The sequence below is a fragment of the Tenacibaculum mesophilum genome, assembly GCF_003867075.1.
GTDB classification, from domain to species: domain Bacteria; phylum Bacteroidota; class Bacteroidia; order Flavobacteriales; family Flavobacteriaceae; genus Polaribacter; species Polaribacter mesophilus.
In genome coordinates this window covers 2480880-2493935 of record NZ_CP032544.1, presented here as the reverse complement: position 1 = coordinate 2493935, position 13056 = coordinate 2480880, and the positions used below count along the sequence as shown (strand labels likewise).

Genomic DNA, 13056 nt, shown 5'->3' with positions numbered 1-13056 from the left:
ACATTCAATATGAAAAAAATAATAATAGCAGCATTAGCAGTTGTAAGCATGTCTTTTGCTGTAAATGCTCAAATAGATAGAAGTGTACAACCAAAGCCAGGGCCAGCTCCTAAAATTAAGTTAGGGAAAGCCGAAAAGTTCAAATTAAACAATGGTTTACAAGTAATTATGGTTGAAAACCATAAATTACCAAGGGTTTCTGCTTCATTAACAATTGATAACCCTATTTATTTAGAAGGTGATAAAACAGGTGTTTCTCAGGTTATGGGAGACATGCTAGGTAACGGCACAACAAATATGCCTAAAGATGAGTTTAATGAAAGGGTTGATTACCTTGGAGCAAATGTTTCTTTTAGAAGCAATGGAGCCTCAGTAAGATCATTAACAAAGTATTTTGGAGAGGTTTTAGGTTTAATGGCTGACGGGGTTAAAAACCCTAAATTTACACAAGAAGAGTTTGATAAAGTAATTGAACGTACTTTAGAAGGAATTAAATCTAACGAAAAAAGTGTAGAAGCTGTTGCTAGAAGGGTTGAAGATGCTTTAGTATATGGTAAAAATCATCCGTATGGCGAGTTCATAACTAAAGAAAGTATTAAAAATATTACACTACAAGATGCAAAAAACAATTATAACACCTACTACAAGCCAAATAACGCATACCTTGTAATAGTTGGAGATATTAACCCTACTGAGACTAAAAAATTAGTTAAGAATTTATTCAGCGATTGGAAAAAAGGAACCATACCTACCACTAGCTACAATGTACCTACCAATGTTGAAACTACTGAAATTAATTTTATAAACATGCCAAATGCAGTACAATCTCAAGTAGCTGTGATTAACACAGTTGATTTAACATTAGGTGATAAAGATTATTACGCAGCTCTATTAGCAAATAATATTTTAGGAGGCGGTGGTACTGCACGTTTATTCATGAACTTGCGTGAAGATAAAGGCTACACATACGGGTCTTATTCGAATCTTTCACAAGATAAAAATAAAAATGCTGGTGTTTTTAAAGCAAGTGCAGCTGTAAGAAATATAGTTACAGATAGTGCTGTTGTAGAAATTCAAAAAGAAATTAATAAAATTCGTTATCAAAAAGTAACACCTGAAGAATTAAAAAATTCAAAAGCTGAATATATAGGTAGTTTTGTACGTAATGTTCAAAAACCATCTGTAGCAGCGAATTTTGCATTAAATATTGCTCGTTATAATTTGCCAAACAATTTTTATGAAAAATATTTAGAAAATATCAACTCTGTTACTTTAGACGATGTACAAAACGCAGCAATTAAACATTTCAGAGGAGATAAAGCTCGTATAATTATTACAGGTAAAGGAATTGATGTTTTAAAGAACTTAGAAAAAACATCAGAATATAAAATAAATTATTTTGATGCGTATGCTAACCCTACTAAAAAACCTGAAATGAGCTTACCTATTCCTGAAGGAACTACATCAAGTTCAGTTATTAACAATTACTTTAAGGCTATTGGAGGATTAGATAAAGTAGGAAACGTGAATTCTTTAATGATTTCTTCTGAAGCAAAAGTTCAAGGAATGCAATTAAGTTTAGTCCAAAAAAGCGCTACACCTAATAAATCTTCTGTAGTCGTTTCTATGATGGGCAACGTAATGCAAAAAGTAATTTTTGACGGAACTAAAGGATATCAAGAAGTTCAAGGTCAGAAAAAAGAAATGACAGGTGAAGATTTAGAAGAAGTTAAAAACACTGCTGCTCCTTTTGCTGACAAAGCTTATAAAACAGGCACTTTGGACAGAATTGAGCCTATAGACGGAAACAATGCTTATGTGATTAAACATGGTAAAAAAGAAATCTTTTATGATGTAAAATCTGGGTTAAAGGTTAAAGAGGTTAAAACCGCTAAAGGACCACAAGGAGAAATGAAAGTACCTGTTGTTTTTTCAGATTACAAAGAAGTAAATGGAATTAAATTCCCTCATAAAATGATTCAAAAGAATGGACCAATGACTTTTGAGTTCATCACGAAAGAAATTAAAATTAATGAAGGGGTTTCTGACGCTGATTTTAAATAATAGTTAGACTTAAATCTATAAAAACTAAAAAAAGAGCCAAAATATTATATTTTGGCTCTTTTTATTTAAGTCATTTTTAAAATTATCTTGCTTTATTTACCAACCAAACTCCAAGCAGAATAATTCCTCCCGCTAACAACTGAATTAAACTTAATTTTTCTCCATCAATAATTCCCCACATTACAGCAACTGCTGGAATTAAATATGTTACAGAAGCTGCAAAAACAGGAGATGATAAATGCACCATTTTATTAAATAACACTTTTGCTACTCCTGTACCTACAACAGCTAATATTGCTACATAACCCAATGCAGAAGTTGTTTCTGCTGTTATTGCAAAAGTTGAAAAAAAGCCAGAAAACGCTAAAACGATAAATGCTGGAACAGTAAGCACTACAAAATGTCCAACTGTTATTGCTAAAGCATCCAAATCAAATAAGTATTTTTTTATTGTATTAACGTTAAAAGCATAACCTATTGACGCAACTACTACTAATAATGCATACCAGTAATTTTGGTTAGGATTTAACTCTGCTCCTTTTAAAATTAAAATTAAAGTACCTATTAAACCTATTAAAATTCCAACTAATTGTTTCTTTTTAAAAGAAAACCCAAAAACTAATGCTCCAAAAACAAAAGTGTTAAAAGGGGTAAGCGAATTTAAAATAGCAGCTATTGAGCTATCTATTCCCTGTATTGCAAATGCGAATAGAAATACAGGAAAAAAAGTTCCTAAACCAGCCGTAATTATCACATACTTCCAGTGTTTTTTTTGAATTCTTTTTAAACTCTTAAACCCAACTAACAATAAAAAAAATGCTGTAATTAACATTCGTAAAGCACCTACCTGAATTGGAGTTAATCCTATCAAGGCTTTTTTCATTAAAATAAAAGAACTTCCCCAAACTAGCGAAAGCACAATTAAAAACAACCATTTTTGTTGTTGATTATTCATTTTCAATAATTTTAAGCACAAAAGTCGTTTATTTCTATTTTTAATTTTGATTTTATTGATAAATTTGCTGAATAACTCAATAAATAAAAATGATGAAAATTCAGAAAATACTATTTGCTTTAGTTATCGTAAGTTTTTTAGCTGTTGGATGTAAAAATGAAGCTAAAAAAGAGGAGGTTACTCAAGAACAAAAAACTGAAATTGCTGCTAATGCTAAAGAACTTTCTTTAAGTATTTCAGGAATGACTTGTGAAATAGGATGTGCTAGAAAAATAGCTTCTGACTTAAGTAAGAAAGAAGGCGTTTTAGAAGCAAACGTTGTTTTTAATGATAGTATTGCAACTATTAAATATGATGCTAACAAAACAAACAAAACTAATTTAATTGCTTTTGTTGAAGGAATTGGTAGCGGTGACATGTACAAGGCTTCAGAGATTACAAAAAAAGAAGAAGAATAACCTTGCTACATCTTAATTTGGCGTAAATAAGATTCAATTTAAACAATATCGAAAGCTCCTTAATAAGGAGCTTTTTTTATGCCTTTTAAGTATCTTTGCTAAAACTTTTCGTCAGATGAAGAAACATTTTCCTCTCATTGTAAAAATCTCGTTGATTGCTGTATATGTTATTTTTCTAGCCGGTTCTGTTGTTCGTATGACAGGTTCAGGAATGGGGTGTCCTGATTGGCCAAAATGTTTCGGGTATTACATCCCACCAACTTCTGAAGAAGAAATTACTTGGCAACCTAATTACGAGTACAAAAAAGGAATGATTATCGTAAAAGATGAAGCCTTATTTGTAGCAGGTCACAATATTAAAACCACTGATGAATTTAATGCTAATAACTGGGAAAAGTACACCAAACACGATTACGCTAAGTTCAACAAATTTCATACTTGGACAGAGTATATTAACCGATTAAGTTCTGCTCTGGCAGGAATTCCTTTTTTGTTTTTAATTTTTGTTTCTGTTAAGTTTTGGAAAGAAAACAAACAAATAACTCTTTTATCATTCGGAGCTTTCTTTTTAATGTTGTTTGAAGCTTGGCTAGGAAAAACTGTTGTAGACTCAAACCTAAAACCAACAATTATCACCATTCATATGGTTGGAGGTTTAGTTATTGTTGCTTTATTATTATGGCTGCTTTACATCGTTTCCGATCGAAAGAAAACATCTTACAAATACAATTCATTATTTAGTAAGTTAGTAATTCTTTCAGCTATATTTTCGCTAATACAAATTGCTTTAGGAACACAAGTACGCCAATTTATTGACGAACAAGTAAAACTACACGGATTTGAAAACAAGCACTACAGCTTAATGGATCCTAACCTTAAATTTTATATTCATCGTTCGTTTACTATTGCTATTGTATTGGTAAATCTTGGATTATTCTACTTAAATCAAATAAAAAATTTAGGATATAAACTAGTAAATTGGATAGTTTTCTTAATCTTTTTAGAAACGATTACAGGTATTTTAATGTACTATGCAGAATTCCCTTTAGGCACGCAAGCTGTACACTTATTATCAGGTGCTATTTTATTCGGATTACAATTTTATTTGTGGTTACAGAGTAGGAAAGTAACGATTCAATAGCTTAATCTTTCCATTCAAGCGTTTCCATCATATGAATCATATCTTTTTTGATGTATTCAACTGCTGGTAAAATAGAATCGTAATTTGGTTTGGTATAAAAGAATAAAGACCCTTTTAAAAAGTGTTTAGAGCTATCTGTTGCGTGAAACTGCACTTGTGATGCAGCATTCCCTAAAATTTGGTATAAACTTCCGTAAACTTTTGTATTTGGATTTGCATATTCTACTGGAGCAGTAATTTGATCTGCTTTAATAGCATGTTCAAATACTAGTTTTTCAGATTCTATTAATAATTCTCTTAAATTTCCTTCAATAGGGCGATATGTGATATCTACCGATGCTTTTAAACTTGGATACTCAATTTTTATCCAGCCTTTCGGTAAATCTTTGGTTTGAGCTATTTGAGCTATTTCAAACGCATATGGTTTATTTAAATTTTCTTTTTTATAAACCTTATCAGGATACTCTAAACTTAGATAACCTTTTGGCTTAGGTAAGGTTTCCTCACCACAACTTATTAAAAATATTGCTGATATCAGCAAAGAGAGTTTACGCATTTCGGGTAACTTTTACTTGTTTTATACGTTTTTTAGCCAACGCTTCAATAGTAAACGTATAATTACTAAAGTTTATTTTTTCACCTTTTTTTGGAAATTTACCTGAGACTTCTAAAATAAAACCTGCTATAGTTTCACTTTCTCCTTTAGCCTCTTCAAATTTTTCCTCATCTTCATCTTCTAAGACACGGCAAAAATCTTTAATAGTTATTTTTCCTTCAAAAATATAATTATTTTCATCAAGTTTCGAGTAAGTAAGGTCTTCATCGTCAAATTCATCATTGATATCACCTACTATTTCTTCTATTACATCTTCTAATGTTACAATTCCGCTTGTACCACCGTACTCATCAACTACAATTGCCAAATGTTTTTTCTTTTCTTGAAACTCTACTAGCAAATCATCTAGTTTTTTATTTTCTGGCACAAAAAATGGTTCTCTCAACAACTTTTGCCACTTAAACGTTTTCTTACTCAAGTGCTCTAATAAATCTTTAGCATATAAAACTCCAGTAATATTATCAATACTTTCATGATATACTGGATTTCTTGAATATCCGTTTTTTAAAATAGTTTGTAACACCTCTTCGTAACTAGTATCATCTGCTATTGCACACACATCTGTTCGAGGCTTCATAATTTGTACCGTTTCAGTATTCCCAAAACTTACAATCCCTTCTAAAATCTTTTGTTCTTCTTTAGTCGTTGCGTCATCAGATGTTAACTCCAATGCTTGTGACAAACGCTCTACAGAAAGGTTATTATTCTTATTGCCAAGCTTGTTTTCAACAACACTTGTTAATCTAATAAGCGGTAAACTTAAAGGTGTAAGTAAAGTGTTTAATGCTAAAATAGGTTTTGACATAAACTCTGCAAACTGTAATGATTTTCTACTAGCATATACTTTAGGTAACACTTCACCAAATAATAAAATTAAGAAAGTAACAAGAATCACTTCTACCAAAAACCTCAAAACATCTGATAAACCAATAAAAAACACTCTACCAATACTTGCAAAGAGTAATACAATAAGAATATTAATAAAGTTATTTGTTATTAAAATGGTCCCTAATAACTTTTTAGGATCTTGAAGCAGTTTTACTACAGTATTTTCTTCTTTGGTGTTTGTTGACAACTCATCTAATTCTGTTTGTGAAATTGAAAAGAAAGCAACTTCAGTTCCTGAAACTAATGCAGAACAAATCAATAATAAAAGTAACAACAAACAGTTGATAGCAGTCAACCAATCAAAACTTGATAATACTAAAAGTAAAGGTTCGGGTTCTGGGTCCAATTTTTAAAATTTAATTAAACTAAAACGGTAAATCATCATCTTCTTCATTACCTACATTTGGTGGTGTATGATTAGGAGCTACTTGAGTAGGCACCACATTTGGTTGTGCATTGTTTGGATCTTTTTTTGTTGATAAAAACGTCATGTCTTGTACATGAATTTCGGTTGTATACCTTTTTTGTCCATCAACTTCATACTGTCGTGTTTTTATACGTCCTTCACAATATACTCGATCTCCTTTAGTTAAGTATTTTTCACAAATTTCTGCTAGTTTATTACGTACAACTACATTATGCCATTCAACATTTGTTATTCTTTCTCCTGTTTGTCGGTTGGTGTAGGTTTCATTGGTTGCTAAAGGAAATCGCCCTATTGAGTTTCCTCCTTCAAAATAATGCATTTTTACCTCATCGCCTAAATGCCCTATTAAAATGACTTTATTTATTGTTCCTGCCATAGCATTATAATTTTGCGTAAAATCAAATATACAAATTTTAAGATTCTTTGCTTAAATATTCCTCTAAAAACTTATCAATTAACACTGGTACTGGATATTTTTTTACTACAGCCCAATCCATCATTTGTTCATTAACTTTCCTAGTTTTTACTATCCAAAACTTAGTAATTAAGTGTTGATGCGATAGTTTATGAATAATATCTTCAGTATTAAAAAGAGAAATTGTAGTTTCTTCTGGGAAAAGCATTGTAAACTGTTTATTTTTCACTAATTCTTCTTCGCTTGTTTTCTTTTGTGTCTCCACTAAAGGAAATTGATACAATCCTTGCCAAATACCTTTACCCTTTCGCTCTTCTAAAACAGTTTTATTTTCTTCTGTTATTGGAACCAAATAATTAAAATATCTTTTTTTTATTTTTGTTTTTTTCTCTTTTACTGGAAGCTCTTTTATTTGATTTTTTGCTAAAGCCACACAGCCATTAGCTAATGGACATTTATTACACAGAGGATTTTGAGGTTTACAATGCATCGCTCCAAAATCCATTATAGCTTGATTATACACATCCGGTTGTGAGGTATCAATAAGTGTTTGCGCCAACTCCTTAAACTCTTTAATTCCCTTAGTAGAATTTATTGGGGTACTTATGCCGAAATAACGAGAAAGAACTCTGTACACATTACCATCAACAACAGCAACTGGTTCTTTAAAACAAATGGAAGCAATAGCTGAAGCCGTATAATCTCCCACGCCTTTTAACTTAATCAACTCTTTGTACGAACTAGGAAACATACCTTTTAATTCATTTGCCACGAATTTAGCTGTAAAATGTAAATTTCTCGCCCTAGAGTAGTAACCTAAACCTTGCCATAATTTTAACACTTCACTTTCATCTGCTTTTGCTAAATCAAACACTGTTGGAAATGCCTTTGTAAACTTTAAGTAATAAGGCAAACCTTGCTCTACTCTGGTTTGTTGTAGCATTATTTCACTCAACCAAATAAAATAAGGATTCTTTGTCTCTCTCCAAGGAAGACTCCTTTTATTCTCACCATACCAACAAATCAATTTAAAAACCAAAAAAAAACACTATTTAAATTAAAAAAAACACAACAAACAAAAACACAATTACATTATAACCACTTAAAACAACAAAAAACAAACAAAAACATAATTTAGTTAGTTTTTTTTTACAAAAAAGTAGGGTAAAAATACTTTAAACTGTTATTACCTCTGATAATGAAGGGGAAAATTTATTTTTTTCCGGGTACTAATTTAAATAATTTAATTAATGAAATCTAAATTCATGCTAACACTATTTATAGTGTTACTTGGGCGAATAACATACGCTCAAGAAAAAAGTATTTCTGGTACAATTTCCGACACAACTGGACCTCTTCCTGGTGTTACTGTTTTAATTAAAAACACAACCAAAGGAACAGAAACAGATTTTGATGGAAATTATACCATTAGAGTAAATCAAGGAGATGTACTTGTTTTCAGTTTTATTGGAAAAAAGACTACTGAAGTAAAAGTACTAAACCAATCCGTAATTAATTTAGTATTAGAAGATGACGCTAACATTCTTAATGAAGTAGAAGTTATCGCTACTGGTTACGACAAAATAAACAAAAAAACCTTTACGGGTTCCGCCGTCTCTGTAGGGATAGATGATCTTAAATTAGATGGAGTTGTAGATGTAACTCGCATGTTAGAAGGTAGAGTTGCAGGGGTTAACATTCAAAACCTTTCAGGAACATTCGGTACTGCTCCAAACATTACCATTAGAGGGTCTTCTTCTATTTTTGGAAACAACACACCTTTGTATGTAATTGATGGTGTGGTACAAGAAGATGTTATTGAACAAAACCTAGATCAATTAACATCTGGTGACCCTTCAACCTTAATCAGCTCATCTATAGCAGGTATAAATGCCAATGATATTAAAAAAATAGATATTTTAAAAGATGCTTCAGCTACATCTATTTATGGTGCTAGAGCAAGAAATGGTGTAGTAGTAATAACTACTAAGTCTGGTAGAAAAGATTCTCCTTTAAAACTTAATTATAACCTAGAACAAACAATACGCGACATACCTTCGTATAGTAATTTTGATTTATTAAACTCTAAAGAAAGTATGGCTATTTTTAGAGAAAATGAAAGTAGGGGTTTTTTTCAATTACCTAGCGTTTCTAGAGGCAGATATGGTGGTGTTTATTATATTAGAGCTACTGCTTTAGATAATTACAATGAATCTACTGGAATGTTTGAACTAGGAAATACTCCTGAAGCTAGAGAAGCTTTTTTACGTAAGTATGAGCTAGCTAATACTGACTGGTTTAAAACATTATTTAGAAATAGCTCTTTAATGCAAAACCACTCTTTAAGTCTTTCTGGTGGTAGTGAAAATAATTCTTACTATGCTTCTGTGAGTCTTTTGCATGATCCGGGATGGACGATTGCTGATAAGGTAACTCGTTTTACAACTAACTTAAAAAATACGTTCTATTTTTCTGATAAGTTTAATGCTACTCTTGCTGTTAACGCATCCATAAGAAAACAAAAAGCACCAGGTACATTCAGCAGAGAATCAGATCCAGTAACAGGAGACATATCTCGTGAATTTGATATCAACCCTTTTAGTTACGCTCTTAATACCTCTAGAACATTAAGACCATATAACGATACTGGAGGTTATGAGTATTATAGAAACAACTGGGCTGACTTTAATATATTAGAAGAGTTAGCTAACAACTCTATTGACATCAACCAAAGAGATATTCGATTCCAATTAGATGCATCTTATAAAATAACAGACAACATTACTTACGATTTTAATGGTGCTGGTCGTTTTGTTAATACCGTAAGAGAACATAACGTTAGAGAAAATTCAAATGTTGTAAGAGCTTATAATGCTGATTCTTCAACTGTTTTAAGAGATGATAATATATTTTTATATCAAGACCCTACAGATTCTGATGCTTTACCTGTTGCGGTTTTACCAAACGGTGGTATCTATTTTAAAAACGACGACTACTTAACGACTTTTTATGCTAGAAATAGTTTTAAGTACGACAATACGTTTAATGAAAAACATAATTTTAATGCATTGTTAGGTCAAGAGATAAGATTTGTAAATAGAAATTCAGACAGGTTTACAGGATATGGATTACAATACGACAATGGTTTAACAGCATTCACAGACCCTAGAATTCTTGAAAAACTGATAAATGGAGGCGAAGCTTATTTTGGATTAACTAAAGAAAGAGAAAGAACAGTAGCTTTCTTTGGTAAGGCAACTTATTCTTATGACGATAAATATGTTTTCTCTTTAACAGGAAGATATGACGGGTCTAACAGACAAGGGCGCAGTAGTAGCTCAAGGTGGTTACCAACAGGAACTGTTAGTGCTAAATGGAACGCTAGTAAAGAGTCTTTCTTAGAAAACTCTAACACTTTTAGTAACTTACAGTTTAGAACTTCATATGGTTTAGTGGCAACTCCTGGTAACGCAACAAATGCATTAGCTATATTTACAAGTCAAATAGCAGACAGACTTTTACCAGCAGATAGAGAAAACTTCTTAAATATAACTGCATTACAAAATTCTGAGTTAACATGGGAAAAGCAATATGAATTAAACTTTGGTGTCGACTTAGGCTTATTCAACAATAGAGTTAATTTAATAACAGATGTTTACAAAAGAGATATATTTGATAATATTGATTTTGTAAGAACTTCTGGTATCGGTGGGCAATTTATAAAACAAGGAAATAACGCAGATGTTGAAACTTATGGTATAGAATTTACTTTAGACACTAAAAACATAGTAACAGATAACTTTACATGGTCTTCTAACATTAATTTCTCATATTTTGATCAAGAAATTACAAAATTAGACAATACACCTATTGCCTTTGATTTAGTAGATCAAACTGGAGGTAATGTTGTAGGGTACCCTATCAACTCAATGTTTTCTTTTCAATTTGCAGGTTTAAATAACGAAGGATTACCACAGTTTATAAATAAAGATGGTGAAGTAGCTTCTGTTTTAGACTTTCAAAACAACGAAAACTTAACTGACTACTTAAAACACGAAGGTTCCGTAAACCCTAATATATCAGTTGGTTTTTCTAACAATTTCACTTACAAAAACTGGGATTTAGGAGTATTGATAACTGGTAGCGGAGGAAATAAAGTAAGGTTAAACCCTGTATTTAGCTCTACTTATTCTGATACAAGCATTTTTTCTAAGAGTCATGTAAACAGATGGCTTAACCCTGGAGATGAGAATATAACCAACATCCCTGTATTACCAGACCCTTCTGCTTTTCAAAGAAACTCAAACTTAAGAACGGTTTATAATGCTTACAACTATTCTACTGAGCGAGTAGCAGATGGGGATTTTTTACGTATGAAAAACATTTCATTAGGATATAAGTTTAATAATGAACTAGTTGAAAAACTAGGCCTTTCACATTTAAAAGTTAAATTTCAAGGAACAAACTTGTTTTTATTATACTCTGACTCTAAACTTAACGGTCAAGATCCAGAATTCTATCAAACAGGTGGAGTTGCATTACCAATTACTAGGCAATATACTTTTTCATTAAATTTAGGATTTTAACAAAATAATAGTATGATTAAAAATAAAATAAACAAAGTTATACTATATGCTACATTAGCCTTTACTTTTGTAGGATGTAGTGAATACTTATCTGAATTACCAGATAACAGAACATTAATTGATTCTCCTGATAAAGTTTCTCAATTAATTACAGCAGCATATCCAGATCAAGATTATGCACTAATGGCAGAAATAATGTCTGACAATGCTGATGATAAAGGTAATGTTTCAAATGTTGAACAATTAGATCTACAACTATATCAATGGCAAGACTCTAATTTAGAAGAAAGAGGCTCTCCTGTTAACTATTGGAATTCTTGTTATGAAGCAATTTCACAAGCAAACCAAGCATTAGCTTCTATTGAAGAATTAAAAAATAAGTTTGACTTAAATGCTCAAAAAGGTGAAGCTTTAATTGCCAGAGCTTATGCTCATTTTATGTTAGTTAATTTTTGGGCAAAACACTATGATGCTAATACAGCTTCTACCGACCTAGGAATTCCTTACGTATTAGAACCTGAAACTGTTCTTTTTAAAACCTACAAAAGAAATACAGTTCAAGAAGTATACGATCTTATTGAGAAAGATTTAACTAAAGGACTTTCAATGGTTGGTGATAATTATAACTCTCCTAAGTTTCATTTCACTAAAGATGCTGCTAATGCCTTTGCTGCTAGATTTTATTTATACAAAGGTCAATGGGATAAAGTAATTGAGCATGCAGATAAAGTAGTTACCAATCCTGTTTCTGAAGCTAGAAATATGGTTGCTTATGGAAATATGAATTTAACAGGAATAAGAATGTTATATAATAGTGTTGACGAGCCTGCCAATTTATTAATCATTTCTACAAACTCAATATGGGCAAGAAGACATAGATCTTCACGATTTGGGTTATCGGTAGACAAAATAAGGCCTCAATTATTTACAGGATCATCAAACCCATTTAAAAAGAATTGGGCTTATGACACATATAGATCTAATCAGTACACTTATTTTACTCCAAAATATAACGAATATTTCAAGTATACAAATGAAAGTGCTGGTATCGGCTTACCTTATTTAGCACAAACAATGTTTGATAAAGACGAAGTAATACTAAATAGAGCAGAAGCATCTGTTATGTTAGAAAATTATAATGAAGCCTTAAATTACTTAAACGCTTACATAGGAAACAAAACAGAAACCTATGATCCTAAAACCGATATACTAACAGAAAGCTTAATTCAATCAGAATATCCTGTTATTGCTAATGAGTACACACCAGCTTATGGCTTAAATGATAAGCAAACCTCTTTCATTAAAGCTATAGCTGAGTTTAAAAGAAGACAGTTTTACCACGAAGGCTTCCGTTGGTTCGATGTAAGACGTTTTAACCTAAGTATTACACACGAACTAGATAATGGTTCAAATGTTGTGCTTGAAAAACAGGATTTAAGAAAACAATTACAAATACCTTTAACAGCTCAAAACGGAGGTTTACAGCAAAATCCAAGATAAAACAAA

General features: G+C 31.3%; 10 protein-coding genes. 5 read left to right on the top strand and 5 right to left on the bottom strand.

The genetic code is table 11. The features are described from left to right. Positions 1-9 precede the first annotated feature (9 nt). Positions 10-2064 (top strand): insulinase family protein, encoded by a 2055-nt coding sequence (locus D6200_RS11240; protein ID WP_073182304.1) that lies wholly within the window; start codon positions 10-12, stop codon positions 2062-2064. A gap of 82 nt (positions 2065-2146) precedes the next feature. Here D6200_RS11240 and D6200_RS11235 read toward each other — a convergent pair whose 3' ends face one another. Next, entirely contained in the window at positions 2147-3019 is an 873-nt protein-coding gene (locus D6200_RS11235; protein ID WP_047787979.1) for a DMT family transporter, read from the bottom strand. A gap of 89 nt (positions 3020-3108) precedes the next feature. Here D6200_RS11235 and D6200_RS11230 point away from each other — a divergent pair, with 89 nt between their 5' ends. Together D6200_RS11230 and D6200_RS11225 are read left to right on the top strand one after the other, a co-directional pair. Then, a complete protein-coding gene (locus D6200_RS11230) occupies positions 3109-3477 on the top strand; it encodes a cation transporter (RefSeq protein ID WP_231128367.1) in 369 nt (122 codons plus the stop codon). 115 nt (positions 3478-3592) lie between these two features. Beyond that, complete coding sequence (locus D6200_RS11225) at positions 3593-4618, top strand: COX15/CtaA family protein (RefSeq protein ID WP_047787981.1); 1026 nt, start codon at positions 3593-3595, stop codon at positions 4616-4618. Position 4619: 1 nt separating this feature from the next. Here D6200_RS11225 and gldD read toward each other — a convergent pair whose 3' ends face one another. From gldD to mutY, 4 genes are read right to left on the bottom strand one after another with little or no spacing between them, the layout of a single operon-like run. Continuing rightward, a complete protein-coding gene (gene gldD / locus D6200_RS11220) occupies positions 4620-5174 on the bottom strand; it encodes a gliding motility lipoprotein GldD (protein WP_073182305.1) in 555 nt (184 codons plus the stop codon). Further along, a complete protein-coding gene (gldE, locus tag D6200_RS11215) occupies positions 5167-6468 on the bottom strand; it encodes a gliding motility-associated protein GldE (protein ID WP_047787983.1) in 1302 nt (433 codons plus the stop codon). Before gldE ends, gldD begins: the two co-directional genes overlap by 8 nt. A gap of 19 nt (positions 6469-6487) precedes the next feature. After that, on the bottom strand, positions 6488-6925 hold the full coding sequence (locus D6200_RS11210) for a single-stranded DNA-binding protein (protein WP_073182306.1): 438 nt from the start codon (positions 6923-6925) through the stop codon (positions 6488-6490). A 37-nt stretch (positions 6926-6962) separates the two neighbouring features. Beyond that, complete coding sequence (mutY, locus tag D6200_RS11205; RefSeq protein WP_073182307.1) at positions 6963-8003, bottom strand: A/G-specific adenine glycosylase; 1041 nt, start codon at positions 8001-8003, stop codon at positions 6963-6965. 211 nt (positions 8004-8214) lie between these two features. Between mutY and D6200_RS11200 the strand changes: the two genes are divergently transcribed. Together D6200_RS11200 and D6200_RS11195 are read left to right on the top strand one after the other, a co-directional pair. Next, positions 8215-11550 (top strand): SusC/RagA family TonB-linked outer membrane protein, encoded by a 3336-nt coding sequence (locus D6200_RS11200; RefSeq protein ID WP_073182308.1) that lies wholly within the window; start codon positions 8215-8217, stop codon positions 11548-11550. 12 nt (positions 11551-11562) lie between these two features. After that, complete coding sequence (locus D6200_RS11195) at positions 11563-13050, top strand: RagB/SusD family nutrient uptake outer membrane protein (protein WP_073182309.1); 1488 nt, start codon at positions 11563-11565, stop codon at positions 13048-13050. Positions 13051-13056 lie beyond the last annotated feature (6 nt).